26 protein-coding genes and 1 pseudogene are annotated in these 26,264 nt (G+C 72.0%); 15 read left to right on the forward strand and 12 right to left on the reverse strand.

Going from position 1 to position 26,264, the window contains the following annotated elements; genetic code table 11:
- From ACIRNI_RS25540 to ACIRNI_RS25565, 6 genes and pseudogenes are all read right to left on the reverse strand, one after another.
- Entirely contained in the window at positions 1-684 is a 684-nt protein-coding gene (locus ACIRNI_RS25540; RefSeq protein ID WP_403554645.1) for a response regulator, read from the reverse strand.
- A gap of 121 nt (positions 685-805) precedes the next feature.
- On the reverse strand, positions 806-1,477 hold the full coding sequence (locus ACIRNI_RS25545) for a potassium-transporting ATPase subunit C (RefSeq protein ID WP_403554647.1): 672 nt from the start codon (positions 1,475-1,477) through the stop codon (positions 806-808).
- Positions 1,478-1,485: 8 nt separating this feature from the next.
- Positions 1,486-3,633, reverse strand: coding sequence for a potassium-transporting ATPase subunit KdpB (kdpB, locus tag ACIRNI_RS25550; protein ID WP_403554649.1), 2,148 nt, complete (start codon positions 3,631-3,633; stop codon positions 1,486-1,488).
- Positions 3,630-5,324 (reverse strand): potassium-transporting ATPase subunit KdpA, encoded by a 1,695-nt coding sequence (gene kdpA / locus ACIRNI_RS25555; protein ID WP_403554651.1) that lies wholly within the window; start codon positions 5,322-5,324, stop codon positions 3,630-3,632. The genes kdpB and kdpA overlap by 4 nt, the downstream gene beginning before the upstream one ends.
- 8 nt (positions 5,325-5,332) lie before the next feature.
- Positions 5,333-5,422, reverse strand: coding sequence for a K(+)-transporting ATPase subunit F (gene kdpF / locus ACIRNI_RS25560; protein ID WP_403554815.1), 90 nt, complete (start codon positions 5,420-5,422; stop codon positions 5,333-5,335).
- Positions 5,423-5,644: 222 nt separating this feature from the next.
- Positions 5,645-5,974, reverse strand: a pseudogene (locus tag ACIRNI_RS25565) (amino acid permease); the annotation flags it as partial.
- Positions 5,975-6,126: 152 nt separating this feature from the next.
- Between ACIRNI_RS25565 and ACIRNI_RS25570 the strand changes: the two are divergent.
- Entirely contained in the window at positions 6,127-6,720 is a 594-nt protein-coding gene (locus ACIRNI_RS25570) for an antibiotic biosynthesis monooxygenase (protein WP_403554653.1), read from the forward strand.
- Positions 6,721-6,774: 54 nt separating this feature from the next.
- Here the strand turns inward: ACIRNI_RS25570 and ACIRNI_RS25575 are convergent, their stop codons facing one another.
- Positions 6,775-7,569, reverse strand: coding sequence for a VOC family protein (locus ACIRNI_RS25575; RefSeq protein WP_403554655.1), 795 nt, complete (start codon positions 7,567-7,569; stop codon positions 6,775-6,777).
- A 115-nt stretch (positions 7,570-7,684) separates the two neighbouring features.
- The gene (locus tag ACIRNI_RS25580; RefSeq protein WP_403554657.1) at positions 7,685-9,295 is read right to left on the reverse strand and encodes an FAD-binding oxidoreductase; all 1,611 of its coding nucleotides are present in this window, start codon (positions 9,293-9,295) and stop codon (positions 7,685-7,687) included.
- A 197-nt stretch (positions 9,296-9,492) separates the two neighbouring features.
- On the opposite strand from ACIRNI_RS25580, the gene ACIRNI_RS25585 reads away from it, so the two are divergent.
- Positions 9,493-10,005: a DUF2165 domain-containing protein gene (locus ACIRNI_RS25585; RefSeq protein ID WP_403554817.1), complete on the forward strand. Its 513-nt coding sequence runs from the start codon at positions 9,493-9,495 to the stop codon at positions 10,003-10,005.
- Positions 10,006-10,028: 23 nt separating this feature from the next.
- Here the strand turns inward: ACIRNI_RS25585 and ACIRNI_RS25590 are convergent, their stop codons facing one another.
- Positions 10,029-10,898, reverse strand: a complete 870-nt coding sequence (locus ACIRNI_RS25590; protein ID WP_403554659.1) for an aldo/keto reductase — start codon at positions 10,896-10,898, stop codon at positions 10,029-10,031.
- 143 nt (positions 10,899-11,041) lie between these two features.
- Here ACIRNI_RS25590 and ACIRNI_RS25595 point away from each other — a divergent pair, with 143 nt between their 5' ends.
- The 4 genes from ACIRNI_RS25595 to ACIRNI_RS25610 all read left to right on the forward strand — a co-directional run bounded on the left by ACIRNI_RS25595 (position 11,042) and on the right by ACIRNI_RS25610 (position 14,482).
- Positions 11,042-12,421 (forward strand): condensation domain-containing protein, encoded by a 1,380-nt coding sequence (locus ACIRNI_RS25595; protein WP_403554661.1) that lies wholly within the window; start codon positions 11,042-11,044, stop codon positions 12,419-12,421.
- 99 nt (positions 12,422-12,520) lie between these two features.
- Complete coding sequence (locus tag ACIRNI_RS25600) at positions 12,521-12,754, forward strand: hypothetical protein (protein WP_403554663.1); 234 nt, start codon at positions 12,521-12,523, stop codon at positions 12,752-12,754.
- 2 nt (positions 12,755-12,756) lie between these two features.
- A complete protein-coding gene (locus tag ACIRNI_RS25605; RefSeq protein ID WP_403554818.1) occupies positions 12,757-13,122 on the forward strand; it encodes an LUD domain-containing protein in 366 nt (121 codons plus the stop codon).
- A 142-nt stretch (positions 13,123-13,264) separates the two neighbouring features.
- Positions 13,265-14,482: a glycosyltransferase gene (locus tag ACIRNI_RS25610; protein ID WP_403554665.1), complete on the forward strand. Its 1,218-nt coding sequence runs from the start codon at positions 13,265-13,267 to the stop codon at positions 14,480-14,482.
- A gap of 77 nt (positions 14,483-14,559) precedes the next feature.
- Here the strand turns inward: ACIRNI_RS25610 and ACIRNI_RS25615 are convergent, their stop codons facing one another.
- Positions 14,560-15,258 carry an alpha/beta fold hydrolase gene (locus tag ACIRNI_RS25615; protein ID WP_403554667.1) on the reverse strand — a complete coding sequence of 233 codons (699 nt, stop codon included), beginning with the start codon at positions 15,256-15,258 and terminating at the stop codon, positions 14,560-14,562.
- Positions 15,259-15,517: 259 nt separating this feature from the next.
- On the opposite strand from ACIRNI_RS25615, the gene ACIRNI_RS25620 reads away from it, so the two are divergent.
- From ACIRNI_RS25620 to ACIRNI_RS25635, 4 genes are all read left to right on the forward strand, one after another.
- Positions 15,518-16,603 (forward strand): S-(hydroxymethyl)mycothiol dehydrogenase, encoded by a 1,086-nt coding sequence (locus tag ACIRNI_RS25620; RefSeq protein ID WP_403554669.1) that lies wholly within the window; start codon positions 15,518-15,520, stop codon positions 16,601-16,603.
- Positions 16,600-17,229: an MBL fold metallo-hydrolase gene (locus tag ACIRNI_RS25625; RefSeq protein WP_403554670.1), complete on the forward strand. Its 630-nt coding sequence runs from the start codon at positions 16,600-16,602 to the stop codon at positions 17,227-17,229. Before ACIRNI_RS25620 ends, ACIRNI_RS25625 begins: the two co-directional genes overlap by 4 nt.
- 127 nt (positions 17,230-17,356) lie before the next feature.
- Positions 17,357-18,172, forward strand: a complete 816-nt coding sequence (locus tag ACIRNI_RS25630) for a universal stress protein (protein ID WP_403554672.1) — start codon at positions 17,357-17,359, stop codon at positions 18,170-18,172.
- A gap of 16 nt (positions 18,173-18,188) precedes the next feature.
- Positions 18,189-19,205, forward strand: coding sequence for a PEP/pyruvate-binding domain-containing protein (locus ACIRNI_RS25635; protein WP_403554674.1), 1,017 nt, complete (start codon positions 18,189-18,191; stop codon positions 19,203-19,205).
- Between the two features lie 23 nt (positions 19,206-19,228).
- Here ACIRNI_RS25635 and hpnR read toward each other — a convergent pair whose 3' ends face one another.
- Complete coding sequence (gene hpnR, locus ACIRNI_RS25640; protein WP_403554676.1) at positions 19,229-20,740, reverse strand: hopanoid C-3 methylase HpnR; 1,512 nt, start codon at positions 20,738-20,740, stop codon at positions 19,229-19,231.
- Between the two features lie 163 nt (positions 20,741-20,903).
- Here hpnR and ACIRNI_RS25645 point away from each other — a divergent pair, with 163 nt between their 5' ends.
- Positions 20,904-21,212: a DUF1876 domain-containing protein gene (locus ACIRNI_RS25645; protein WP_403554678.1), complete on the forward strand. Its 309-nt coding sequence runs from the start codon at positions 20,904-20,906 to the stop codon at positions 21,210-21,212.
- Between the two features lie 167 nt (positions 21,213-21,379).
- Complete coding sequence (locus ACIRNI_RS25650; protein WP_355359328.1) at positions 21,380-21,655, forward strand: DUF1876 domain-containing protein; 276 nt, start codon at positions 21,380-21,382, stop codon at positions 21,653-21,655.
- A 90-nt stretch (positions 21,656-21,745) separates the two neighbouring features.
- Here ACIRNI_RS25650 and ACIRNI_RS25655 read toward each other — a convergent pair whose 3' ends face one another.
- Positions 21,746-22,147 (reverse strand): ChaB family protein, encoded by a 402-nt coding sequence (locus ACIRNI_RS25655; protein WP_403554681.1) that lies wholly within the window; start codon positions 22,145-22,147, stop codon positions 21,746-21,748.
- Positions 22,148-22,377: 230 nt separating this feature from the next.
- Between ACIRNI_RS25655 and ACIRNI_RS25660 the strand changes: the two genes are divergently transcribed.
- The 3 genes from ACIRNI_RS25660 to ACIRNI_RS25670 are packed head-to-tail and all read left to right on the forward strand — an operon-like array spanning position 22,378 to position 26,249.
- A complete protein-coding gene (locus ACIRNI_RS25660) occupies positions 22,378-23,343 on the forward strand; it encodes a thiopeptide-type bacteriocin biosynthesis protein (protein ID WP_403554683.1) in 966 nt (321 codons plus the stop codon).
- A gap of 1 nt (position 23,344) precedes the next feature.
- On the forward strand, positions 23,345-26,077 hold the full coding sequence (locus ACIRNI_RS25665) for a lantibiotic dehydratase (protein ID WP_403554685.1): 2,733 nt from the start codon (positions 23,345-23,347) through the stop codon (positions 26,075-26,077).
- Positions 26,078-26,096: 19 nt separating this feature from the next.
- Positions 26,097-26,249 (forward strand): hypothetical protein, encoded by a 153-nt coding sequence (locus tag ACIRNI_RS25670; RefSeq protein ID WP_403554687.1) that lies wholly within the window; start codon positions 26,097-26,099, stop codon positions 26,247-26,249.
- Positions 26,250-26,264: the final 15 nt, after the last annotated feature.

A 26,264-nucleotide genomic window follows, 5' to 3' on the forward strand; every position in this document is an offset into this window, starting at 1 on the left:
TCATGCCTCAAAGCGGTATCCCATGCCGGGCTCGGTGATCAGGTAGCGGGGATGGGAGGGGTCCGACTCGAGTTTGCGCCGCAGCTGCGCCATGTAGACCCGGAGGTAGTTCGTCCTGTCGCCGGAGGACGGGCCCCATACGTCGTGCAGCAACTGCTTCTGCGTGACGAGCCGGCCGGGGTTGCTGATCAGGATTTCCAGCAGATGCCATTCTGTCGGAGTCAGCCGTACGGTGCGCCCGCCACGGGTGACCTTCCTGGCGACGAGGTCGATGGCGAAGTCGTCCGTCGTGACCAGCGGTGTGTCGTCGGCGGGGGGTGCGGGTTCCGTACGGCGTACCGCTGCCCGGAGACGGGCCATGAGTTCGTCCATGCTGAACGGCTTGGTGATGAAGTCGTCGGCGCCGGCGTCCAGCGCCTCGACCTTCTCGTCGGAGGTGTGGCGGGCGGAGAGCACGATGATCGGTACGCGGGTCCAGCCGCGCAGGCCCTTGATCACCTCCAGGCCGTCCATGTCGGGCAGTCCGAGGTCGAGCACGACCACGTCCGGTCGGCGGGTGGCCGCGAGCCTCAGAGCGGTGGCCCCGTCGGGCGCGGCGTCCGCCCCGTACGCGCGCGCCTGCAGATTGAGCACGAGGGCCCGGACGAGCTGCGGATCGTCCTCCACCACCAGCACCCGAGTCATCGGTGTGCGGCCTTCCTGTCGGATATGCGGTCAGTGCGCTTGCTGTGGTCGGGGCAGCGGGAGCCGCCGGGCCGCGGGGATTCCACGGCTCGTCGGCTCCCGGCTGCTGTCGGTAAAGCCATCAGTCCTTCTCGATCAGTTCCTTGAGCGCGATGTTGAGCTTGAGGACGTTCACCCGGGGCTCACCCATGAAGCCGAGGATCCGGCCGTCCGTGTGTGCGTCGACCAGATTCTCCACCTGATCGACGGGGAGGTCGTTCCGGGCGGCGACCCGATGGACCTGGAGCCTGGCGTACTCGGGTGAGATGTGCGGGTCCAGACCGGAGCCGGAGGAGGTGACGGCGTCGGCCGGCACGTCCGACGGCTGCACCTTGTGGTCGGCGGTGGAGTTGTCCCTGACGACGGCGGCCTTGGCGTCCTCGACCCACGTGACCAGCTCGGCGTTGTCGCCGGAGCGGTTGGTAGCGCCGGACAGGATCAGCGTGTACTGGGTGTTGACGGTGTTGGTACCGAGGCCGTTGGCGGGGCGCGGCTGGAACCACTTCAGGTCCGGTGCCGGGGTTTCCTCGCCCTTCTTCAGAGGCAGGTCGTAGCGCTGGCCGATGAGTTCGGAGCCGACGGCCTTGCCGTCGTGGTCGGTGGTCTCGGAGCCGTTCGCCTTGTCGGGGAACAGCCCCTGGGCGACGCCGGTCACGGCGAGCGGGTAGAGCACCCCGCAGACGACGGTCAGGACGAGCAGGGCCCGCAGGCCCGCACCGACGAGTCGGACGGTGTTGCGTACGGAGTTGGTCATGGTGGTCGTCACCCGATGCCAGGGATGAGGAGGGAGAGGAGCAGGTCGATGAGCTTGATGCCGATGAACGGGGCGACGAGACCGCCGAGCCCGTAGACGCCGAGGTTGCGGCGGAGCATCCTGTCCGCGTTCATCGGTCGGTACTGCACGCCCTTCAGGGCGAGCGGCACGAGCGCGACGATGATCAGCGCGTTGAAGACGACGGCGGACAGGATCGCGGACTCGGGAGATGCCAGACCCATGATGTTGAGCTTGTCCAGGCCCGGATAGGCGACCGCGAACATCGCCGGGATGATGGCGAAGTACTTGGCCACGTCGTTGGCGATCGAGAAGGTCGTCAACGCGCCGCGGGTGATGAGGAGCTGTTTGCCGATCTCGACGATCTCGATGAGCTTGGTCGGGTTGGAGTCGAGGTCCACCATGTTCCCGGCCTCCTTGGCGGCCGAGGTGCCGGTGTTCATCGCCACCCCCACGTCCGCCTGTGCCAGGGCGGGGGCGTCGTTCGTACCGTCGCCGGTCATCGCGACGAGCTTGCCGCCCGCCTGCTCCCGCTTGATGAGCGCCATCTTGTCCTCGGGCGTGGCCTCGGCGAGGAAGTCGTCCACGCCGGCTTCGTCCGCGATGGCCTTGGCCGTGAGCGGGTTGTCGCCCGTGATCATGACGGTCTTGATGCCCATGCGGCGCAGCTCCTCGAACCGCTCCCGCATGCCCTCCTTCACCACGTCCTTGAGGTGGATGACGCCCAGGATCCGGGCGCCCTTGTCGTCCTCGACGGCGACGAGGAGCGGCGTACCACCGGCCCCCGAGATGCGGTGCGCGATCTCGTCGGCGTCCTGGGCCACCTGGCCGCCGCGCTCCTTCACCCACGCGATGACCGAGGCCGTCGCACCCTTGCGGACCTTGCGTCCGTCGACGTCCACGCCCGACATGCGGGTCTGGGCCGTGAAGGGCACCCACTCGGCGTGGGCCAGTTCGCCCTGGTGGCGTTCGCGCAGCCCGTACTCCTCCTTCGCGAGGACGACGATGGAGCGTCCCTCGGGCGTCTCGTCGGCGAGCGAGGAGAGCTGGGCGGCGTCCGCGACCTCGGCGGATGTCGTGCCCTTGACGGGGACGAACTCGGCGGCCTGCCGGTTGCCGAGGGTGATGGTGCCGGTCTTGTCCAGCAGCAGCGTGGAGACGTCACCCGCCGCCTCCACCGCGCGCCCCGACATGGCGAGCACGTTGCGCTGGACGAGGCGGTCCATGCCCGCGATGCCGATCGCGGAGAGCAGCGCGCCGATCGTGGTCGGGATCAGGCAGACCAGCAGCGCGACCAGGACGATCATCGACGTCTGCTCATCGGCACCCGCGTAGAGGGCGAACGGCTTCAGCGTCACGACGGCGAGCAGGAAGACAATGGTGAGCGAGGCGAGCAGGATGTTGAGGGCGGTCTCGTTGGGCGTCTTCTGCCGCGCCGCGCCCTCCACGAGGTTGATCATCCGGTCGATGAACGTCTCCCCGGGCTTCGTCGTGATCTTCACGACGATCCGGTCGGAGAGCACCTTCGTACCGCCGGTGACGGCCGATCGGTCGCCGCCGGACTCGCGGATGACCGGCGCGGACTCGCCGGTGATGGCGGACTCGTCCACCGACGCCACGCCTTCCACCACATCCCCGTCGCCGGGGATGATGTCGCCGGCCTCGCAGACCACGAGGTCTCCGATCCGCAGCTCCGTGCCCGGCACCCGCTCCTCGCACGTCCCCTCCTTGGCCAGCCGCCGGGCGACCGTGTCGGTCTTCGCCTTGCGCAGGGTGTCGGCCTGCGCCTTGCCGCGGCCCTCGGCCACGGCCTCCGCCAGGTTGGCGAAGATCGTGGTCAGCCACAGCCACCCGGTGATGGCCCAGCCGAACCAGTCCGTCGGATCGTTCAGCGCCAGCACGGTGGTGGCCACCGAGCCGACGAGCACCACGAACATGACCGGCGACGTGATCATCACGCGCGGGTCGAGCTTGCGGACCGCGTCCGGGAGCGACTTGATCAGCTGCCGGGGGTCGAACAGCCCCCCGGTGACACGCCCCGCGTCGGGCTTGTGCCGGGGCGGCAGATCGCTGTGCGGCGCCTTGGTCGAGGTGGCGGTGGACACGGCGTCCTCTTGCTTGTTCACGTTGACGGTCATGACGCCAGCCCTTCGGCGAGCGGGCCCAGCGCGAGCGCCGGGAAGTAGGTCAGCCCGGTGATGATCACGATGGTGCCGATCAGCAGGCCCGCGTAGAGCGGCTTGTCGGTACGGAGCGTGCCGGCGGTCTCCGGGACCGGCGTCTGCTCGGCGAGCGAGCCGGCGAGCGCCAGGACGAACGCCATCGGGACGAACCGGCCGAGGAGCATCGCCAGGCCGATGGTGGTGTTGAACCACGGGGTGTCGGCGTTGAGGCCCGCGAAGGCGGAGCCGTTGTTGTTGGCACCGGAGGTGTAGGCGTACAGGACCTCGGAGAAGCCATGCGCACCGCTGTTGGTCATGGAGTCCGCGGTGCCGTCCAGCGCCATCGCGGCGGCGGTGAAGCAGAGCACCAGCGCCGGGGTGACCAGGATGTAGCAGGCGGCGAACTTGATCTCCCGGGTGGAGATCTTCTTGCCCAGGTACTCGGGGGTCCGGCCGACCATGAGGCCCGCGATGAACACCGCGATGACCGCCATGATCAGCATGCCGTACAGGCCGGAGCCGACGCCGCCGGGCGCGATCTCGCCCAGCATCATGCCGAGCAGGGTGATGCCGCCGCCCAGCCCCGTGTACGAGGAGTGGAAGGAGTCCACCGCGCCGGTCGACGTGAGGGTGGTCGACACCGCGAAGATCGAGGAGGCGCCGATCCCGAAGCGGACCTCCTTGCCCTCCATCGCGCCGCCCGCGGCCTCGAACGCCGGGCCGTGACCGGCGAATTCCGTGGCCCACATCAGCAACACGAACCCGACCCAGACGGTCGCCATCGTGCCGAGGATCGCGTACCCCTGCTTCACGCTCCCGACCATCCGGCCGAACGTCCTGGTCAGCGAGAACGGGATCAGCAGGATCAGGAAGACCTCGAAGAGGTTGGTGAAGGCGTTGGGGTTCTCGAAGGGGTGGGCGGAGTTGGCGTTGAAGTAGCCGCCGCCGTTCGTCCCCAGCTCCTTGATGACCTCCTGGGAGGCCACCGCACCGCCGTTCCACTGCTGTGTGCCGCCCGTGAACCGGCCGACCTCGTGGATGCCGGAGAAGTTCTGGATCGCGCCGCAGGCCACCAGGATGATCGCGCCGACGACGGCGAGGGGCAGCAGGATCCGGACCACGCCTCGGACCAGGTCGGCCCAGAAGTTGCCCAGCTCACCGGTGCGGGTGGGGGTGCCCCCTGCTCGAAGAGCTCGGGGGAGGGCGAAGCCCCGTACGAGCGCCACCGCGACAGCCATGCCGACGGCGGCGGAGACGAAGTTCTGCACCGCCAGGCCGCCGGTCTGGACGACGTGGCCCATGGCCTGTTCGCCGTAGTACGACTGCCAGTTGGTGTTCGACACGAACGACGCGGCCGTGTTGAACGCCTGGTCCGGATCGATGGAGGCGAAGCCGAGAGAGCCGGGCAGCGAGCCCTGGAGCCGCTGCAAGGCGTACAGGAAGAGGACGCTCACCGCCGAGAAGACCAGGACGCCGCGCAGATAAGCCGGCCAGCGCATCCCGACGCCGGGGTGGGCGCCGATGGCCTTGTAGATCCACTTCTCGACCCGCAGATGGCGGTCGGAGGAGTAGACGCGGGCCATGTAGTCGCCGAGCGGGCGGTACGCGAGGGCGAGCGCGGCGATCAAAGCGAGCAGCTGGAGTACAGCCGCGAGGAGGGGGCTCATACTGGTGCTCAGAACCTCTCCGGCTTGACGAGGGCGAGGATGAGGTAACCCAGCAGGGCGACGGCCACGATAAGACCGACGATGTTCTCGGCAGTCACAGCTTCGCCACCCCCTTGGCGATGAACGCCACCAGCGCGAAGACCGCGACCGTGGTGACAACGAAGGCCACGTCGGCCATCGAGAGCTCCTGAAGAGGTTCGGATGAAAGTCGGACTTCTAGAGGAAAACGCGTCTCTGGCCAGGTACTGCCTTCTGTTGACGCCTCTCTTACGCCCGCAAGCCTGTCTTTGACGACTTCCTAACGCTTCGCGGGCGGACCCCGGCCGTGGGCGGCGGCCGACGCCCGACGTCACGCCGAGGGCCGCGACCAGCAGCGGCAGAGCGACGACGATCAGCCAGGCCCCGTCGTGGAACTCGGTGGCCGTGACGACGACCGCGCTGACGCCGGTGAGCACGGCGCCCAGGCCGCCCAGCGCCGCCTTGCCGCGCCACCCGGGACCCTTCGCCTCGCACCAGTGGAGGACCATCCCGGCCTGGGCAAGCGCGAAGCCGACGAAGACGGTGATCGCGAAGAGTGCGACCAGGGTGTTGGTGTCACCGCCGGAGAAGACGGGCAGCGGGGGCACCTCAACGGCGGCGGCAAAACTCCCAGCGCCCGGCGGCGGGCCGACATCGCCGACCCGGGTGCCTGGCGGTGGCGGCACCGGCGGATGACGCCCCTGATCCAGCGGCCCGGATCCGGGCTCGGTTGCGGAGGCCCGTATGGTGGGTGTGGGCGCGGCGCGATGACGAGGAGCAACGAGTGACTGCGCCGAGCCTTGAGCATGCGACTGTCCCCGCCGACGCCGGTGAGGTGACGCTGCTGATAGCCCGCCAGGTCGAGCCGGGCCACGAGGCCGTTTTCGAGCAGTGGGCGAGAGGCATTCTGGACAGTGCGTCCCGCTTTCCGGGCCATCTCGGCTACGGGCTGTTCCGGTCCTCCGGGGACGGGGCACCCTGGTTCCTCGTGCACCGCTTCCGTGACGCGGAGGCGTGCAGGGCATGGCAGGAGTCGCCGGAACGGGCGGCATGGTTCGCGAACTGCGAAGGGCACCACCACACGGAGATCGCCCGGCGGACGCTGACCGGCATGGAGACCTGGTTCGCCAAGCCCGGATCGACACGCCCCGCGCCCCCACGGTGGAAGATGGCGATCAGCGCCACCCTGGCGATCTATCCGATCACGCTGCTCGGCAGCTACCTGCTGGTGCCGCACCTGACCATGCTGCCGGTGGTCCTCTCCAGCGTCGTCATCGCCGGGGTGTACAACGTCCTGATGACGTATGCGGCGATGCCGGCGGTGAGCCGGCTGCTGCGCGGGTGGCTCAGCGGTCAGCGGGGCAAGGGCGGACGGTAGACCGGCCTGGCCCGCGGCGGCCCGCGCCCCCGACCGCTCGGTCCGGGGGCCGGTTCACCCCTCGACAGGGGTGAGGACCACGAAGTCCGCGCCGGACGGGTCGACGCAGACGGCGAGCCGGCCGACGCCCTCCGCGTCCTCGGGACCCATCTGGACGGTGCCGCCCTTCTCCCTGACCTTGGCGACCGTCGCGTCGCAGTCGGTCGAACCGAAGACCGGATGCCAGTAGGCGCGGCCGCCGGTCAGCGTGAGCGCGTCGGCCGGGAGCTGCATCAGACCGCCGTGCATGCGCTCGGGAGGCTGCCCGGACGGGGTGATCAGCGCATACGTCCCGCCACCGCCCGGGAGGTCCATGTCCTGCGTCTGCCAGCCGAACAGGTTCCCGTAGAACTCCTTGGCAGCGGCCGCGTCCGTCGTGTACAGCTCGATCCACCCCAGGCTCCCCGGCCCGTCCACCGCCTCCACACCCTTGTACGACCCCGGCTGCCACACGGCGAACTGGCCCCCCTGCGGGTCGGTGTACTGGGCCATCCGGCCCTCGCCGTCGGCGTCCATCGGGGCGACCCGGACCGTACCGCCCGACCGCTGCACGGCCTCGGTGGTGGCATCGGCGTCCGGCGTGCTGAAGTAGATCATCCAGGCCGAACGGGCACCCTCCTCGGTGAGCTTCCCGAGCCCGGCGACCGTCTTGCCGTCCAGCTTGAAGGAGCCGTAGTCCCCTTCCTCGGGGCTGAACGGCTGGAACTCCCAGCCGAACACCGCGCCGTAGAAATCGACCGCCGCCGGGATGTCGGGTGCGCCGAGGTCGAGCCAGCAGGGGGAACCGGGGACGAAGTCGGTGGTGATCACGGCACATGCCTCGTTTCGCGGGTGTCACGGCGATCGCGTACGGCAGAAGCGTGACACCCACCACTGACATCCGCCCTCCGGAAGGGACGAACCGGTGACGGCGGCCGGGCCGGCCTCAGAAGGTCTGCGGGTGGCGGAAGAGCCGGCCGGGATCGTACGCCGCCTTCACCTTCACCAGGCGGTCGATGTTCCCGCCGTAGTAGGCGCGACGCCAGTCCCGCAGGGCCGGATCGGTGTAGTTCTGGTACGCCTGGCCGCTCGCCCACGGCCGCATCACGTCGTGCGTGGCGTCCAGCCAGGCCCGGTGCCGTGCCACCGTGGCGGCGGGGGCCCGGTCGGGCCAGGAGACGATGTACTGGGCGAGGAAGAGCGCGTCACGGTGGACGAACGCGGTGTCGGCGGCCCGTACCCGGTTGGCCGCGCCGCCCATCGCGTCCAGCGCGATGCTGCCCGCCCCGCCGCCGCTGAGCCGCGCCAGCTGCTCCACCCGGGCGATCAGCGCCTTGATGCCCGCGGCCGGGATGGGGCGCGTGTAGAAGTCGGAGCGCGCGGTGTACGACTCGCGCGCCACCCGGCCCTGCGGGTTGCGGCCCGGCAGGGACCCCTTCTGATGGGCCTGCGCGATGGTCCAGCCGGACACCCCGCCCATCACCTTCATCGCGTCCATGAACGGACGGGTACGGATCGACGCGGACTTGGGCGCCGCGCCGATGGCGTCGGCCAGCCGGTCCAGCCGGTTCTCCAGGTCCGCCCGGCCCGAGAGGGCGAGCCCGCCGACCCGGACCGACCCGGGCCGTCCGCCCACCGGAGCCGCCAGGTGCAGGTTCGCCCAGATCTCGTCCGGCGCGGTCGGAGCCCAGCGCTGCCACTCGCGCACCACGGCGGCGGCACGCGACCAGGGCCAGCTCAGGAAGAACGTCGTGCACTCCGGAGCCGCGTGCGTCCGCATGCGCAGCTCCGTGACGACACCGAACTGCGCGTTGCCGCCACCGCGCAGCGCCCAGAACAGGTCGGCGTCACGCTTGGCGTCGACGTCGCGTATCCGGCCGTCGGCCGTCACGATCCTGGCTCCCGTCACGCTGTCGCTGGTCAGCCCGTAGGCACGGGTGACGACGCCGATGCCCCCGCCGAGCGCCAGACCCGCCACGCCCACGGTCGGGCAGGACCCGGCCGGCACCGTCCGGCCGCGGGCGGTCAACCGGTCGTAGACGTCGATGAGTTTCGCCCCCGCCCCGATCGTCGCGGTGCCGCCGCTCAGCGAGACGGACGCCATCCTCTGTACGTCGACGATCAGCCCCGGCCCGGACGACCAGCCCGCGTACGAGTGGCCACCGCTGCGCACCGCGACCGGCACCCCGTGACGGCGGGCGAACGCCAGGCAGCCGCGGACGTCCTCGGGCCGCGCGCAGTACGCGATCCCGGCCGGGCGCACGGCGTCGAAGCGGGGGTTGAACAGCGTACGGGCCGTGTCGTAGTCCCGATCGCCCGGCCGGACCAGCGTCCCGTCCAGCCCCTTGGCCAGCGCCGCCCAGTCCGCGGCGCGCGGCGCCTTCGGTGCCTTGCCCGCCCCGCCCGCTCCCGCCCCGGACGCGCGCGTGCCGGCGACGCCGGTCAGGAACGCCCCGGACACGGCAGCGGCGGCGCCCGCGCCCAACAGGCGCCGCCGGCTCGGCCCACGGCCCGCTTCCGCTCGCGTGCCGCTTCCGGGTGTCGTCGTCTGGTTCATCGTCCGTTCCCCACTGCTGTGTTGACCTGTCGCAGGAGGGATGATGAAAGGAAGCGGAGTGAGGTTGCCCGCAACCGTCAGGGTGTTGAGGGGGATGCAACGTGACAGGCAAGGCCGAACGCGCCGAGCGCACCGAACCGACCGAACGCACGGAACCGACCGAGCGCACCGAACCGACCGGCCGCGCCGGCACCCCGCTGGACCGGTTCCTCCGGCTGGGCACCCTGCCCGGCGCGGCGGCCGCTCTGACGGGGACCGTCGCCCTGTCCATGGTCCTGGTGGCCTTCGGTAACATCACCGACTTCGGGACCAACCAGCAGTTCGTCCAGCACGTCCTGGCCATGGACACCACCTTCAAGGACTCGCAGTTGATGTGGCGGGCGATCACCTCGCCCGCCCTCCAGAACGCGGCGTACCTCGCCATCATCGTCTGGGAGGTCCTCACCGCGGGCGCCCTGGTGCTCGCCACCTGGCTCTGGGCGGTGGGGCTGCGCCGTAAGACCTACGACCGTGCCCGCCGGGCGAGCACCGTCGGCCTGGTGATGGTGCTGCTGCTGTTCGGGGGCGGTTTCTTCGGTATCGGTGGAGAGTGGTTCGCCATGTGGCAGTCCTCCGACTGGAACGGCCTGGACTCGGCCCTGCGTTACGTCGTCCTGGCGGCCTTCGCCCTCGTCGTGGTCCACCTCCCGGCAGCACCCCACAGGCGGTAGCGCTCCGGTTCGCCGGTCCGGGACTACCCCACGCGGAGGGCCGTACGGTCGAGGCGCTGCCGCTGCGAGTCGGTGAGCCGGAGGTCCGCCGCGGCGAGGTTCTCCTCCAGATGGGCGAGCGAGCCGGTTCCGGGGATCGGCAGGACGACCGGGGACCGGGCGAGCAGCCAGGCGAGCAGCACCTGCGGGACGGTGGCCCCGAGTTCGGTGGCGACGGTGGCGAGCACGGCCGCCTGACCCGAGTCGGTTTCCGCCCCGATGGGACGCCAGGGAAGAAAGGCGATGCCGTCGGCCTCACATACCTCCAGAACCGGCTCGTAGTCCCGGTCGAGAAGGCTGTAGCGATTCTGCACGCTCGCGATCTCAGCGGTCTGCCGGGCCTCGGCGAGCTGCGCGGTGGTGACTTCCGACAGTCCGATGTGCCCGATCTTCCCTTCGAGCTGGAGCTCGCGGAGCGCGCCGACCTGATCGGCGACGGAAACCTTCGGGTCCAACCGGTGCAGCTGCAGGAGGCCGACGCGCTCGGTCCGCAGCCGGCGCAGGCTCTGCTCCACCTGCTCGCGCAGGCTCTCCGGCCGTCCGTCGTACGCCCATCCCTCCGGCCCGGACCGGGTGACACCGACCTTGGTGGCGATCAGCAGGTCACTCGGGTACGGATGGAGGGCTTCGGCGAGGAGTTCCTCGTTGGCCCCCCATCCGTACAGATGGGCGGTGTCCATCAACGTGACGCCCAGTTCGACAGCGCGCCGGGCCACCGCGATGGCGCCATCCCGCTCGGAGCCCGGCCCGGTCGGCAGGCGCATGGCGCCGAACCCGAGTCGGCGTACCGGGAATTCCGCTCCTATGGAGAACGTGCCTGCCACGTCCGGAGCGTTCGAAGTGCGTGAAGTCATCGGTTTCCCCCTTGCCGCCCGACGATACCCGGGCGTGCCATCGCCGGCGCCGGCACGGACCGCCAGGAAGGACACCGTTGCCGTTCACGGTGCGGTGGCGTTGACAGGAGGCGTGTTGATGGTGGACGGCGGGAGAGGACGGCATGCTGCAGGTCTCGGTGAAGGACACGAAGATCCGGCCCGGGAAGGCGCACCGGTGGCATCTCGTGCCGGTGTCCGGTGACGGACCGCCGGCCGTGCCGCGGATGGCGGGCTACAACCAGGCGAAACACTTCGCAGTCGCCCGGCACGCACGGACCGTGAACGAGCCGGTCCGCTCCTATGTCGCCGCGACGTTCGAGATCACCGGTCCGGTGGACCTGGACGCTCTGGGCGAGGCCCTGCTGCATCTGGTACGCCGCCACGAGGTGCTGCGCGCGTTCTACGAGCCGCTCGGCGAGGACCTCTCCTGCAAGGTCCTCGCACCTGGCGAGGTCGCCCTCAAGCATGTCGAGTCGGACCAGTTGGACACCTCGGAGCAGGCCGGTGCCTACCTCCACCAGGCGGTCAGGGAGGTCGAGACCCTCTCCTGGCCGCTCATCGCCATGGGCGCGGTGGTCCGGGGCGACTCGGCCACGGTGTGGTTCTCATGCGACCATCTGGTCACCGACGGACTGTCCACGGCCATCGCCGTCAACGACATCGCCGGAGCGTACCGGGCTCTCACAGCCGGCGAGGCCCTCCCGGTGGCGGAGGCGGGCAGCTATCTGGAGTTCAGCCGGAGCCAGCGCCGCAGAAACCAGGACCTGCACTCCGACGACCCGCGACTGGACTACTGGCGCGGTTTCACCCGGCGCAACGGCGGCCTGTTCCCCCGCTTCCCCCTCGATCTCGGCACCTTGCCCGGCCGGTTGTACGCGCCGGTCACCACCACCGAGCGGCTCCTGGACGCACGGGGCGTCGAAGCCTTCGAAACGGCGTGCAGGGACCTCGGCGGGAGGCTGTCGATGGGGCTGCTCGCCGCGCTGGCCACCGCCGTACGGGAGGAGGGAGGGCCTGCGGTGTACCGAGGTCTCATGCCGATCAACGAACGGGGCAAGGGCGTCTACGAGCAGTCCATGGGCTGGTTCATCAACACCCTCCCCATCGAGTTCGCCGTGGGCGGAGCCGAGAGCTTCGCCGGCACTCTGGCCGCCGCCCACACCGCGTACGCGCACCTGCAGGCCCACCGGGAGGTGCACTTCGTACAAGCCTGGCGCCTGCTTGCCCCAGCCGAATACTCCCGGCTGCATTACTGGCCCCACGCGGTGAACTTCTACTCCTACATCGACTTCCGGCGGATGCCCGGCGCCGCGCACCACGCCGGCCAGCAGGCCCGGATGCACGTGTGGGTGTCCGGGTGCAACGGAATCCTGCACTGGTTCCACCAGGCCGACGACGGGCTCCACGTCAACACCATCCACGTCGACACCCCGCAGGCCCGTACCACCCACGCGGGTCTTCTCCGGGCCCTCACCCACACCGTGACCACGACCCTTCAGTGACCCGGTGGTCCAGGGGCTTGGTGGCCTCACATGCGACGGGGCTGCGTCGTCGGACTGGTGAGGACACCCACACCATCCCCACAGGACGGGACGCCCAGCATGAACGACTTCCAGAAGACCGCCGACCGCGTCGAGATCGAGGCGCTGCGCGCCGAGTTCACCGACGCGGTGATGATGCGCGACTGCGCCCGCCTCGCCGCGCTGTTCACCCCCGACGGCGCCCTGCACATGCCCAACATCCCGGTCGAGCCAGCGAGACGCTTCGGCTCGCCGGCATCAGGGAAGACATCGAGGCGAGTGACCGCTACGAGGCCGTCCGACCGCGCGTGCTGAAGATGGACCGCGCCACCGATTCCGACCGGATCCGCCGGCTGACAGCGGCCCCCGACGTGTTCCTCGCCAGCGCCGCGGCCGTCACCGAGACCGGGTCGCTCGTCATCGCCTCGGGCAGCGGCAGCCAACTGCCCGCCTCCGCCGGCGGCGCCGCACGGGCGATCTGGGTCGTCGGGGCGCAGAAGGTGGTACCCGACCTGAGCACCGCACTGCGTCGTGTCGAGGAGCACGTCCTCCCGCTGGAGACGGTGCGCGCCCAGGCGATCTACGGGCATCCGAGCGCGGTCAACCGTCTGCTCGTCCTCAACGCCGACCCACAGCCCGGGCGTGGCACGGTCCTGTTGCTGCGCGAGGCCACCGGATTCTGACTTCCCGTACCGTGACGGCCAGAGCGCGGAGGAGATCTTCTCGCATTCCGTCCGCAGGACCAGGCGGTCGGCGTAGGGAACCGGGCCGTACCCCGGAAGGGCCGGCCCGGCCGCGCATCAACGGACATGGGGGATTTACGAAGTGCGTGTGTTGTTGTCGACGTATGGGTCGCGCGGGGATGTCGAACCGCTGGTGGGTCTCGCGGTGCGGTTGCGGGAGCTGGGTGCGGAGGTGCGGGTGTGTGCGCCGCCGGACGAGGTCTTCGCGGAGCGGCTGGCCGGGGTGGGCGTGTCGGTGGTGGGGGTGGGGCAGTCGGCGCGCGCGCTGATGACTGGGGCGCCGCCGCCGTCGAAGGCCAATCTGCCGCGGCGCGCGGCCGATCTGATCGCCGGTCAGTTCGAGGTGATACCGGCGGTGGCCGAGGGGTGCGACGTGCTGGTGGCGACGGGCGCGATGCCGGCCATCGCGGGGGCGCGGTCGGTGGCCGAGAAGCTGGGCATCCGCTACGTGTCGGCGATCTTCCAGCAGCTGACCCTGCCCTCGCCGCAGCGCCCGCCGCTGGCGTACCCGGGGCGGCCGTTCCCGCCGGAGGTGACCGACAACCGGGCGCTGTGGGATTTGGACGCCCAGAGCATCAACGCGCTGTTCGGTGAGGCGCTCAACACCAACCGGGCGTCGATCGGGCTGCCGCCGGTGGACAACGTCCGCGACTACGCCTTCGGGGAGCGGCCGTGGCTGGCGACGGACCCGGTGCTGGACCCGTGGCTGCAGACACCGGACCTCGACGTCGTGCAGACCGGCGCGTGGGTGCTGCCCGACGAGCGGCCGCTCCCGGCCGAGCTGGTGGCCTTCCTGGACGCCGGCGCGCCGCCGGTGTACGTGGGCTTTGGCAGCATGGCCGTGCGTGCGGGGGAGGATGCGGCCCGGGTGGCCATCGAGGCGGTTCGCGGATGCGGCCGCCGGGTGCTCGTGGGGCGCGGCTGGGCGGATCTGGGGCTCATCGACGACCGGGACGACTGCTTCGCCGTCGGCGAGGTCAACCACCAGGAGTTGTTCGGACGGGTGGCGGCCGTCGTGCACCACGGCGGCGCGGGTACGACGACGACGGCCGCTCGGGCCGGCGCTCCTCAGGTGGTGGTGCCCCAGTTGGCGGACCAGCCGTACTGGGCCGGCCGGGTGGCCGATTTGGGCATCGGTGTGGCCCACGACGGTCCGGTGCCGACCGTCGCGTCCCTGTCGGCCGCGTTCAAGACGGCGCTGGACCCGGAAACCGGCGCCCGGGCGAAGGCCGTGGCCGGCGCGGTCCGCACCGACGGGGCGATGGCGGCCGCGAAGCTGCTGCTCGACACCGCCGGCTGAGCAAGGCCGGGAGGCGAGTCCGCGCGAACCGCGCGGGCTCGTCCCGTCAGGGCCAGTGCGGTGCTGAGGCGAGTCGGTTACCGCCCGGCGGCTTCGAGGAGGATCCGCGCCAGTTCGCCCGGCTGGGAGAACATCGGCCAGTGGCCGGTGCCCATCTCGACCAGCCGCCACCGCTCGCCGGTCAACAGGGCGGCCACGTCGTCGGTCGGCTCGGCGCCGTCGAGCAGGCACTTGACGTACGTCGCCGGAAGCTCGCCGAGCGGCCGGACCAGTACCGCCGGATCGGCGAGCGAGACACCCGGGTGCGGCGTCGCTCCGGCCACGAACCGGGCGATCTGCTCATCGGTGAGGCCCTGGCCGCCGAAGTCCGCCGCGGCCGGCGGCGCCCAGAAGCCGCCGTTCTCGGCGAGGGCGGCCTCCAGCTTCGCCGGGCCCTCCCACCAGGTGGAGACGAACGACTCGCCGGCGGCGGGAACGCTGGAGTCGACGAAGACCACATGGGCCAGCCGATCCCCGATCCGCCCGGCGGCCTGACCGACCGGGATGCCCGAGTAACTGTGCCCGACCAGCACGACATCGCGCAGATCGAGGCGCTCCACCTCCTCGACGATGTCCCGCACGTGACTCTGCCGCCCCGCGGGCACGGACTGCTTGTCGGCGAGGCCCGACAGCGTCAACGGGCGAGCGCCGTGGCCCGCCTCCCGCAGTGCGGGCACCACCTCGTCCCACGCCCACGATCCGAGCCACGCGCCTGCGACCAGTACGAAGTTCGACATGGCCGCACGGTAGCGGAGGGGTCTGACAACAACCCGAAAGGTCGTTCGATAAGGGCAGAAGGTGCTGGACCAGGTCGTGGACACGGTGCAGGTGGTCCAGGTCGAAGGCCGCCATCAGCCCGGCCGAGCAGGCCGGCGGACGGACTGCGGCGCCGACGCGCTGGCCGAAATGATCTGTTCCATCGCCCTCCCGAGCGACCCCGTACCGAAACTGGTACCGAGAACGCGTCCCTTCACTTCAGCGGACAGGACTGTCACCATGGCGCAGCAGGTACAGGGGGTCGTCGCCCCCGGGCGGAACGAGCCCGTGCGGGTCGAGACCATCACCATCCCCGACCCCGGCCCCGGCGAGGCGGTCGTCAGGATCCAGGCGTGCGGGGTCTGCCACACCGACCTGCACTACAAGCAGGGCGGGATCAACGACGACTTCCCCTTCCTCCTCGGCCACGAGGCGTCGGGCGTCGTCGAATCGGTGGGCGACGGCGTCACCGAGGTGGCCGCCGGAGACTTCGTGATCCTCAACTGGCGGGCGGTGTGCGGCAAGTGCCGGGCGTGTCTGCGCGGCCGGCCCTGGTACTGCTTCGACACCCACAACGCCCGGCAGAGGATGACCCTGGCCGACGGCAGAGAGCTGGCGCCGGCGCTCGGCATCGGCGCCTTCGCCGAGAAGACCCTGGTGGCGGCGGGCCAGTGCACCAAGGTCGACCCGGCCGTCGCCCCGGCGGTCGCCGGGCTGCTGGGCTGCGGGGTGATGGCCGGCATCGGCGCGGCGATCAATACCGGACAGGTCTCACGGGGTGACTCGGTCGCCGTCATCGGCTGCGGCGGCGTCGGTGACGCGGCGATCGTCGGCGCGCGGCTGGCCGGCGCGGCGAAGATCATCGCCGTCGACATCGACGACCGCAAGCTGGAGACGGCGACGTCGATGGGAGCCACGCACACCGTCAACTCCCGCTCCACCGACCCGGTCGAGGCGATCCGGGAGCTCACCGGCGGCTTCGGCGCGGACGTCGTCATCGAGGCGGTCGGCCGCCCCGAGACGTACCAGCAGGCGTTCTACGCCCGCGATCTGGCCGGCACGGTGGTCCTCGTCGGCGTACCCACCCCGGAGATGAAGCTGGAGCTGCCGCTGCTCGACATCTTCGGGCGCGGCGGCGCGCTCAAGTCGTCCTGGTACGGCGACTGCCTGCCCTCGCGGGACTTCCCCATGCTCATCGACCTGCACCAGCAGGGCCGTATCGACCTCGGCGCGTTCGTCACCGAGACCATCGGCCTGGGCGACGTCGAGAAGGCCTTCGCCCGGATGCACGAGGGTGACGTGCTGCGCTCGGTGGTGGTCCTGTGAGCGCGCGCATCGACCGCCTCGTCACCTCCGGCACCTTCTCGCTCGACGGCGGTACGTGGGACGTCGACAACAACGTGTGGATCGTGGGTGACGGCTCGGAGGCGATCGTCATCGACGCCGCCCACGACGCCGACGCCATCCTGACCGCCCTCGACGGCCGCACCCTGCGGGCCGTGGTGTGCACCCACGCCCACGACGACCACATCGGCGCCGCCCCCGCGCTCGCCGCCGCCACCGGCGCGCCGGTCCTGCTCCACCCCGACGACCTGCCGCTGTGGAAGCGGACCCACCCCGACGTCGAGCCGGACGGCGAACTGCGCGACGGCCAGGTCCTGACCGTCGCGGGCACGGACCTGACCGTCCTGCACACGCCGGGCCACGCCCCCGGCGCCGTCTGCCTGTACGCGCCCGGCCTGGGAACCGTCTTCACCGGCGACACACTGTTCGCGGGCGGCCCCGGGGCCACGGGCCGGTCCTTCTCCCACTTCCCGACGATCATCGAGTCGATCCGCGGCCGGCTGCTCACCCTGCCGCCCGACACCGTCGTGCGCACCGGCCACGGCGACCCCACCACGATCGGCGCCGAGGCGCCCCACCTGGAGGAGTGGATCAGGCGGGGCCACTGAGCGGCCACCACCGGGGCCCGCCGCGCGCCCGCCGTGCACGTCCGGCCCCCGTCAGCCGCCGCCGCGCCGTGTTCATGCAGCACAGTGGAGGTACGGGGGACGACGACCGGACGCCGGAGGAGGCGAGATGGCGCGCACCGTCACCGTCGGTGTCGACGAGACGCGCGAGAGCATGGTGGCGGCCGACTGGGCCGCCGGTGAGGCGCTGACCCGGGGGCGCCCCCTGCGCCTCGTGCACGTGTGGAGCCCCGCCACCGACGCCGTCACGCCGGTGCCGGACCGGGGGAGCGGGCGCCGCGGTGCCGAGCGGCTGCTGCACGCCGTCGCCGGACACGTCCACCGCCGCCATCCGGAGGTGGCGGTGGAAACCGCGCCGTTCAGCGGCAGCCCCGTCGACCGGCTGTGCGACGCGAGCGAGGACGCGGAGCTGCTGGTGCTCGGCTCGCGTCGCCTCGGGACCGTGACCGGCTTCGTCGCCGGGTCGGTGTCGCAGGCCGTGCTCGTCCGCGTACGCCGCCCTGTGGTCCTGGTGCGCACCGAAGGGCGGCCGGCGCGGTGGGCGGGGGACCCGGCCGGTGACGTCGTGCTCGGGCTGGGCCTCGACCGGCCGCGCGACGACGTGGCCGCCTTCGCCTTCGACTGCGCCGTCCGGTACGGCTGCGGGCTGCGGCTCGTCACCGACGTCGCGGAGCTGGAGGAGCGGGAGCACGTGCTCGACGACGTCCTCGCGGCGTGGAGGCGGACGTACCCGGCCGTGCCGGTCGCGCGGGAGTACGGGCCGGGGCGGCCCGGCCGGACCCTCGCCGAGGCGTCGCGGGGCGCCCGGCTGGTCGTGCTGGGCCTGCGCAGGCGTCGGCTGCGGTGGCGCGCGCACCTCGGCCCCGCCCTGCACGCGCTGCTGCACGACGCGGCGGCCCCCGTCGCCGTCATCCCGCACCGCTGACCGGGGGAGGCGGCGAATGACGACCAGGTACGTGTACGACTTCACCGAAGACGGCCGGCAGGGGGCCGGGCTGCTCGGGGAGAAGGGCGCCGAGCTCGCCGAGCTGACCCGTATGGGCCTGCCCGTCCCGCCCGGCTTCACCGTCACCACGGAAGCCTGCCGCGTCTTCCTCGCCACGGGCGAGCCGCCGCCCGGCCTGGACCGGGAGATCGGCGAGCACCTCGCCGCCCTGGAGCGGACCACCGGGAAGAGGCTCGGACGGGTCGACGATCCGCTGCTGCTCTCGGTCCGGGCCGGCGCCGAGCGTCCCGCGGCGGGGCTGATGGAGACCGTCCTCGACCTCGGGCTGAACGACTACGCCGTCCTGGGCCTGGGCAAGACCGCCGACCGCGAACGCTTCGCCTGGGACTCCTACCGCCGCCTCGTCCAGATGTTCGGTACGACCGTGATGGGCGTGGACCCCGCCCGCTTCGCGCGCGTCCTCACCGGCATCGAGCGGCAGCACCAGGTGGCCGACGACAGCCGGCTGGACGCCTGCGACCTCATCCGGACCGTGGAGACCTTCAAGGACGTCATCGCCGAGACCACGGGGCGGGAGTTCCCCCATGACCCCGCCGAACAACTCCGCCGCGCCGTCCGCGCCGCCTTCGCGCGCCTCCAGGAAGGCCCCGGCAGTCCCGGCAGTCCTGGTAGCCCCGGCAGTCCCGGCAGTCCCGGTGTCGCCGTCACCGTTCAGACCATGGTGTTCGGCAACCTCGGCCCCGACTCCGGCAGCGGCGTCGCGGCGCCTCGGCGGGATGAGGGCGCCGAGTTCGAGGGCCGCTACCTGCCCAACGCCCAGGGCCGGGACGTCGTCTCGGGCGCCCGCCGGGCCCTGCCGCTGCGCGAGCTCGCGGAGCTCGACCCGCCGTCGTACGCCCGGCTGACCGCCTGCCTGCACCGGCTGGCGGCGCACCACGGGGGACCGTGCGAGGTGCAGTTCACCATCGAGCGCGGCACGCTGTGGCTGCTCGGCGCACGCCCCCTGCCGTAGCGGGTGCTCAGACCCCGTCCCGCTCAGACCCCGTCCGGCTCCGGGTCCGGTCGGCGGGCCGGGTGCGTCTGGGCCCGGGTGTGGATGAACAGATCCTGGTGCCCGGGCGGCGCCGTCCGGCGCTGGGGGAGCGGCAGCTCGAACTCCACCGGGCGCCGGTGGTCGGCGAGCTGGCGGCCGGCGTTGTAGACCCGGCCGAACTTCCACAGCATGCGGGCGAAGTTGGTCTGGCCGCGCGCCAGGTTCCGGCCGAGCACGCCCATGGCCCCGATGGCGTTGCTCAACCCCAGGTGCTTGCGGTTGATGACCGCCTGGGTGCGGACGAGCTCGCGGTAGAACTCCTCCAAGGGCAGCTTCGTCGGCACGACCGCGTGCTGGATGTCGAAGAGGCGGTAGTCGCGTGTCGTCAGCTGGCGGGCCTCGGTGTGCCAGATCTCGGTGCCGGGGTACGGCGTCATCACGGTCAGGTGCACGATCTCCGGCACCGCCAGGGCGAATTCCCGGACGACGCGGAATCGCTCCTTGTCCCAGGCGGGGTCGACGATCAGGTTGATCGCCACCATGATCCCCATCTCGCGGGCCACTTCCAGCGCCCGGAAATTGTCGTCCGGGCTCACGCGTTTCCGGTAGAGGTCCAGCCCCTCGGCGTCGATCGCCTCCATACCCAGGAACATGTAGCGCAGCCCGAGCCGGGTCCAGCGCTCGAACACCTCCCGGTTGCGCAGCAGGACGTCACTGCGCGTTTCGAGGTAATAGCGCTTGCGGATTTTCCGCCGCTCCAGCTCGGCGGCGATTCCGTCGCCGTGTTCCGGCCGGATGAACGCCACGTCGTCGACGATGAACACATTCGGTTCCCGGATCGACGCCATTTCCTCGGCCGCCCCTTCCGGGGTCGCCTTGCGGTAACTGCGTCCGTAGAACGTCCACGCGGAACAGAACGAGCAGTCCCACGGACAGCCGCGGGTGAACTCGATCGACGCGCACGGATCGAGCTCGCCGATGAAGTAGCGGTGGCGCTTGCGCATGAGATCACGGGCCGGGCGCGGCCGGTCCAGGCTGTCCAGCAGCCGCGGGGCCGGTCCGCGGCCGTCCGCGGACACCACGCCGGGGACCGTGCCGAGCCCGCCGTCGCGGACGGCCGCGAGCAGCGGGGCGACGGCCGGCTCGCCCTCGCCGCGGACGATCGCGTCCACCGCGCCACCGGCCTGCTCCAGCACGTGCTCCGCGATGAACGAGACGCTGTGGCCGCCGAGGAAGACGAAACATCCCGGAGAGGCGGCCTTCGCCTGCCGGGCGATCTCGATGGCCTCGGGAATGTTGGCCAGATAATTCAGCGAGATTCCCAGCGCCTCCGGTGCGAACGAGACCATCTCGCGGTCGAGCAGCGCACGGGAAAGGACCTGGAGATCCACCACGCGCACCTCGTGACCGTCCTCCCGGGCCGCCGCCGCCACCCGCTCCAGCCCCAACGGCTCCAGTCGCAGGAAGATCTCGGAGTACATGAGGGCACTCGGATGGACAAGCATGACGCGCATCTGGATCTCCGGCCGCCGGCAATGGAAGGTTTCAGCTGGTTCTGCTGGTTTCCGCTGGTTTCCCTGGAACATTTCTGCCTTGTCGGCCCGCCTTCTCCCGGGAGGCACGCCGCAGGCACGCGGCCCGGGGCCCGGAGAGGGATCCTGAAATCAGGAGGTTGCCATGGCACGAACACTGGAGTGGCGGGTCCGCCTGGAACTCGCCGAGGACGACGGCACCACGCGGGCGCGGGCGACCGTGGAGACGGAGACGGGGACGCTCACGGGGCACGGGACGGCCCGGCGCAACCCCGACGACCCGGACGTCCCCGAGATCGGCGACGAACTGGCGGCGAGCCGCGCCATGAGCGATCTGGCGCGGCAGCTTCTGCGGACGGCGTACCGGGACATCGGCAAGGTGGGCGCGGGGCTGCCGGAGGCCGAGCGGTACGAGGACGCCGGCGGTTACGGGTGGTCGGCGGTCAGCGGGTAGGGGGTGTCTTGTCGATCTCGCCGGGCCCCCTGGGGCGGGGCGCACGACGCCGCTCCCCCGAATGGGCGAGCCCCCGCGCTCGGGTGCACGCTGGAGGAGTGACCCAGGAGGGGAGTGACCCAGGAGGGGCCCGACCGGGGAGGGGAGCGACCCAGGAGGTGAATGTGATGCAGACGATCGTCGGATGGCACGTCGACCTGGAATTCTCCGAGGACGAGGACACGGGGAAGACCAAGGCCTCTTGCCTCGTCAGGCTCCCGGACGGCACGGAGCTGCGCGGCCACGGCAGGGCCAAGCGGCACCCGGACGACATGGAGCAGCAGCGGGTCGGCGAGGAAATCGCGGCGGCGCGCGCGCTCAATGAACTGTGCAGGAATCTCATGAAAAAGGCCGGACACGAGATCGAGGAGGTGACGCACATCCCGGCTCACATCGCGATGTGAGCCGCCGAGCCGGACACCCCCTGAGCCGGACACCCCCTGAGGAGCCCCGGGCCCGCCTCCGCCGGGCCCGGGGCTCTCCGGCGCTCGCCCTCAGTCCCGCGCCTTGCGCGTCTCGGACCTGTTCGCCTTGCGGAGGGCCTCCAGGAGCTCGGGCTTCGACATGCGCGAGCGGCCCTCGACGCCGAGCTTCTTCGCCAGCTCGTACAGGTGCTCCTTGGAAGCGTGCTCGTCGACGCCCTCGCCGCTCCGGCCGCCCTGGCCGCGCGGGCGCGCCGCCAGCGAGTCCGAAGGCCCCTTGCGGCCGCCCTCCTTGCGCTCCCAGTGGTCGCCGACCTTCTCGTGCGTGTGCTTCAGCGCGCTGAACGCCACCCGGTGTGCGCGCTCGCCCTCGCCGTACTGCTCGACGGCCGAGTCGTGCGCCTCCGCCCACGTGCGCTGCGCGCTCTCCGGAGAGCGCTTCAGTGTCGACGGCATGACCTCTCGTCCCGGCATGACCGCCGCCTCCCTCCCTCGGGTGGATGTCGGACGAGGGACGAGTGTCCGAGGAGTTCCCCGACAAACGGCACGGCCGGCGGCCGGCTGGCGTGCGCGCCGGTCGTCCCGGAATGCGGAAATGCGCCCGCGTACGTCCATCGATAATACGATCAATTCTTTTCGTGCTTTCGGCACAAAGCGGCCCGGACATCACTGAGAAGGAATCCCCCCACCAGCGAGGAGGCCGCATGCTGCAGGTCGAGCGTCTGCTGGCCGATTGCCTCGACGACGCACGGACCCAGCCGCTGGGCACCGTGCCGCTCGTCCCCGACGGCCCCGCCTACGCGGCGGCCCGCCGTGCGTTCCTCACGGCCGGGCTGCGGGCACTGCGCGAGGACCTGCCGGAGACCGGCTGGGTGCAGGTCAGTGTGGCGCCCGGGGCGTCGGCCTGGCCGCTGCTGTACGCACGCCTCGCCGAGGCCGCCGACGAGCTCCTCTCCACCGGCCTGGCACGCGACTTCTTCTTCATGCACAAACCACCGGGCCTCCGCGTCCGCTTCCGCGCCTCCGAGGCGTCCCGGGCCGGCGAGTTGCGCGCCGTGCTGGCCCGCCACTTCGAACGGCGGGACGGCGCCTGGTCGCGGCCGTACGCCGGCGTGTACGAGCCGGAGACGTACCTCTTCGGCGGCCCGCGCTCGATGCCGTACCTGCACGGGCTGTTCACCGCCGACTCCCGGGCCTGGCTGGACCTCCACACGGCCGCGGCCGGGGAGCCCGCCCCGCCCGACTGGCGCGTCTCCCTGATCCTGCTGCGCACCGTGCTGGACTCCCTCGGCATCGTCGGATGGGAGCACCGCGGGGTCTGGCAGGTCGTCCGGGAGGAGACCGGGCGCCGCCTCGCCGACGGCCTGCGCGGCGAGGCCCGGCAGCGCGCCGCCGACGGCATCCGCGCGTACTGGAACGAGACGCCCGACGCGCAGCTCGACGCGCTCCCCAAGGCGTGGCGCGACGTCCTGCGGTCCCACCGGGAGGCGGCGCGGCGGGCGGCGGACAGCTGGCGCGCCGGCTACTTCGAGTCGGGCGAGGCGACGGTCGGCCCGCGCCGGGCGGCCGCCCACCACGTCATCTTCCACTGGAACCGCGGCCGCTTCTCCGTGGCCCGGCAGTGCCTGCTCACCGAGGCGCTCGCCGACGCCGACGAGGGGACGGCCTGAGATGGCGGCCGGACGAGAAGCGGCCGACGCGCGGGACGCGGCGCAGGCACCGCGGGTACGGGAACCGGCCGGTGCACAGGACGTGGCCGGCGCACCTGACCCCGGGTCCGTACGCGACCGAGCGCTCGGCGCCACAGCGCTGCTGCGCGTCGCGGGCATGCCCTGCGGTGCCTGGACCACGGCCGCGAACCCCGAGCTGTTCGAGCGGGTCGTCCGCCGGGCCGAGGCCGAGGACCGGCGCGCCGAACGCGCCCGGCTGCTCGCCGACCGGCTCGGCACCGACGTGGTACCGCACGCCCGGCTGGCGGGCGCGGACCGCCGCGCCGTGCTGGCCCTGCGGCGGCGGCTGCACTCCGGCGCGGCGCCGGGCGCGGCGGACTGCCGCCTCCTGGAGGACTCCCCGGCCGTCCCCGCCCACCTGGCGGCCGAGGCCCGGGCCCTGCTGCACGAGACCGGCACCGCGGCCGCCGACCTCACGGCCTTGGAACACGCGGTCGCCGCCGAGCAGGAACGCATTGCCGTCCAGGCCTGGGACACCGCCCGCTCGAGCCCCGTCCTGCGCGCCTTCCTGGCGGCCGCCGCCCCCGGCCTCACCGAGGACGTCGAACGGCGCCTGGCCGAGGGGCAGCCCTGGTCCGGCAGGCAACTGCGCAAGCGCACCGCGTACATCTGGCGCGTCCTGGGCCGGGCCGCGGCGAAGACCACGCCCCGCGGCTGGGCGGGCCAGATCGCCGCCCTGCCTGTCACCGCCGCACCGGACGGGAGTTCCCTCCTCGTCCCCGCCGCCGCCGAGCTCGGCGCGCTCGCGGCCACCGCCATGGAGAACATCCACCTCGTACGGGCCCGGATCGCGCCCCTGGACCTGCGCACCGCCGACCCCGCCACCCTGCTCGTGCCCGCGCCCCTGCACTTCACCGAGCCGGCCACCGCACCGGAGGACCTCTCCGGACGGCTGCGCGCTTACGTCGTCGACCCGCGCGAACCCGGCCGGCTCCGCCAGGTCGTGCTGCGCCGCACCCGCGCCCTGGAGGTCGTCCTGGGCCTCCTCGCCGACGGGCCGTGTCCGCTGGGCGAGCTGGAGAAGACGGTGCTGGGCGCCGCCGTTGCGCCGCCCGGCGGTGCGCCGGCCGCCGACCCGGGCGTGCTGCGCGGGTTCCTCCAGCACCTGCTTTCCATGGGCGTCCTCCAGGTCTGCGCGGCGCCCCGGCACCGGTACAGCCCCTGGACCCGGGCCGACGCCGTCACCACGAGCGGCGCGCTGCCGGACCCCGACACGCCCGAAGCCGCCGACCCGGGCGGCTGGTTCCTCGACGCGTACCGCGCCCTGGGACCCGGCGTCACCGTGCCCGTACCGGCGGCCGATCGCGTGCTGCGGGGCCTGCGGGTCGCCGCCCGGATCGCCGCCCTGCGCGAGGCCGAGGGCCACCCGGACATCCCGGCCCAGGCCCGCCCCGAGATCGCCGCGCCCACCGAACGGCCGCGTCCCGTCAGCGAGATCCTCGCCGACCGGCTCTCCGCGGCCGACGGCTCGCCGCCCGCCCTCCGCCGGTACGGCGGCTGGGCCCCCGCCCGCGACCCCGGCTCCGGCTACGCCCGGCTCCTGGACCACCTGGACGCCGCCGCCCGCTCCGGCGCCGAACGCGTCGACGTCGACGACGCGCTGCTCGACGCCCTCGGCGCGCCGCGGGGCCGCGACGCCGTGCCGCCGTGGCCCGTCGACTGCCTGCTGCGCCCCCTGCGCCCGCACACCGGTCCGGGACCGGTGGCCGTCCTGGAGACCGCGTCGGCCGCCGGGGTGCTCGACGCCCGCTTCGCCGACGGACTGCGCACCCTGTACGGCGGTTACGGCAACGCCGACGCCTACCGCGACTTCCTCGCCGCCGTGGAACGGCGCACCGGCGTCCGATTCGTCGAGCTCCTCGTACCCCCGCTCGCCGAACGGGCCGCCAACGCCGTCCGCCGCCCCGCGACGACCACGTGGTGGACCGGTGACCCGGACCCCACGCCGTACTACGGACCGCTCGGGGCGCATGCGCGCTACCTGCCGCTGGACCGCATCACCGTGCGCCGCAGCGGCCGCCGGATCATCGCCGAGGCGGACGGGCAGCGCATCATCCCCGTCCACCACGCCACCCGCTCCCCGGTCCCGCCCTACGACGTCCTCGTCCGGATCCTGCTCGCCGCGAGCCACCCGGCCGCCTCCTGGCTCGTCCGTCTGGACGGCCTGGACGCGGCGCTGCCGCACCGGCGCAGGTTGCCGCGCCTCACGGCGGGCGGCGAGCTCGTCCTCTCCCCGGCCACCTGGCGGCTCGACCGCACGCGCCTGTGGCACCCCGGCGACGACCTGCTCACCAAGGTCCGCACCCTCGCCCTGCTGCGCCGCGACACCGCGCTGCCCCGCCACGCCTTCGTCCGTACGGCCCCCGGCGCGAAGCCCGTGCCCGTGGACTTCGACTCGCTCACCGCCCTCCACCTCGTCGAGCGGCTCTGCGCCCAACAGGCGGGCGGCGAACTCCTCGTGGAGGAGATGCTCCCGGCACCGGGAGAGCTGCTGCTGCGCGATCCCCTGCACCACGGCGCGGCCGTCGCCGCGCAGGCACTGCTGCGGCTTCCGCACGACCGGAGCGCCGAACAGCTCGCCGTCACCGCCGCCGACGCACTGCTGCGCGGCGACGGACAAGACCTCCCCGGCCCGCCCGCCAGGCGGTCCGCCGGGGCGGACACCATCCAGTGAGGAAGAAAGGGAACGTCCCATGCCCAACATCGAACTGGCCGACCTCGACCTGCTGATCAACGACCTCGACGAGCGCATCACCGACAGCGAGCTGCCGTCGGCGGCGCCGACGACCGCCGGGTGCAGCGGTCTGTGCACGATCGTCATCTGCGCCACCGTCGTCATCTGCTGACGGCCTCTACAGGAG

This window comes from Streptomyces sp. NPDC093546 (assembly GCF_044765045.1).
In the GTDB taxonomy this organism is placed as follows: Bacteria; Actinomycetota; Actinomycetes; order Streptomycetales; family Streptomycetaceae; genus Streptomyces.

Excerpts from the sequence above, each read along its gene's own strand:
- ACIRNI_RS25540 (WP_403554645.1), bottom strand. The coding sequence starts at position 684 with ATGACTCGGGTGCTGGTGGTGGAGGACGATCCGCAGCTCGTCCGGGCC.
- ACIRNI_RS25545 (WP_403554647.1), bottom strand. The coding sequence starts at position 1,477 with ATGACCAACTCCGTACGCAACACCGTCCGACTCGTCGGTGCGGGCCTG.
- kdpB (WP_403554649.1), bottom strand. The coding sequence starts at position 3,633 with ATGACCGTCAACGTGAACAAGCAAGAGGACGCCGTGTCCACCGCCACC.
- kdpA (WP_403554651.1), bottom strand. The coding sequence starts at position 5,324 with ATGAGCCCCCTCCTCGCGGCTGTACTCCAGCTGCTCGCTTTGATCGCC.
- ACIRNI_RS25580 (WP_403554657.1), bottom strand. The coding sequence starts at position 9,295 with ATGAACCAGACGACGACACCCGGAAGCGGCACGCGAGCGGAAGCGGGC.
- ACIRNI_RS25590 (WP_403554659.1), bottom strand. The coding sequence starts at position 10,898 with ATGACTTCACGCACTTCGAACGCTCCGGACGTGGCAGGCACGTTCTCC.
- ACIRNI_RS25595 (WP_403554661.1), top strand. The coding sequence starts at position 11,042 with ATGCTGCAGGTCTCGGTGAAGGACACGAAGATCCGGCCCGGGAAGGCG.
- ACIRNI_RS25600 (WP_403554663.1), top strand. The coding sequence starts at position 12,521 with ATGAACGACTTCCAGAAGACCGCCGACCGCGTCGAGATCGAGGCGCTG.
- ACIRNI_RS25605 (WP_403554818.1), top strand. The coding sequence starts at position 12,757 with ATGGACCGCGCCACCGATTCCGACCGGATCCGCCGGCTGACAGCGGCC.
- ACIRNI_RS25615 (WP_403554667.1), bottom strand. The coding sequence starts at position 15,258 with ATGTCGAACTTCGTACTGGTCGCAGGCGCGTGGCTCGGATCGTGGGCG.
- ACIRNI_RS25620 (WP_403554669.1), top strand. The coding sequence starts at position 15,518 with ATGGCGCAGCAGGTACAGGGGGTCGTCGCCCCCGGGCGGAACGAGCCC.
- ACIRNI_RS25630 (WP_403554672.1), top strand. The coding sequence starts at position 17,357 with ATGGCGCGCACCGTCACCGTCGGTGTCGACGAGACGCGCGAGAGCATG.
- ACIRNI_RS25635 (WP_403554674.1), top strand. The coding sequence starts at position 18,189 with ATGACGACCAGGTACGTGTACGACTTCACCGAAGACGGCCGGCAGGGG.
- hpnR (WP_403554676.1), bottom strand. The coding sequence starts at position 20,740 with ATGCGCGTCATGCTTGTCCATCCGAGTGCCCTCATGTACTCCGAGATC.
- ACIRNI_RS25645 (WP_403554678.1), top strand. The coding sequence starts at position 20,904 with ATGGCACGAACACTGGAGTGGCGGGTCCGCCTGGAACTCGCCGAGGAC.
- ACIRNI_RS25650 (WP_355359328.1), top strand. The coding sequence starts at position 21,380 with ATGCAGACGATCGTCGGATGGCACGTCGACCTGGAATTCTCCGAGGAC.
- ACIRNI_RS25655 (WP_403554681.1), bottom strand. The coding sequence starts at position 22,147 with ATGCCGGGACGAGAGGTCATGCCGTCGACACTGAAGCGCTCTCCGGAG.
- ACIRNI_RS25660 (WP_403554683.1), top strand. The coding sequence starts at position 22,378 with ATGCTGCAGGTCGAGCGTCTGCTGGCCGATTGCCTCGACGACGCACGG.
- ACIRNI_RS25665 (WP_403554685.1), top strand. The coding sequence starts at position 23,345 with ATGGCGGCCGGACGAGAAGCGGCCGACGCGCGGGACGCGGCGCAGGCA.
- ACIRNI_RS25670 (WP_403554687.1), top strand. The coding sequence starts at position 26,097 with ATGCCCAACATCGAACTGGCCGACCTCGACCTGCTGATCAACGACCTC.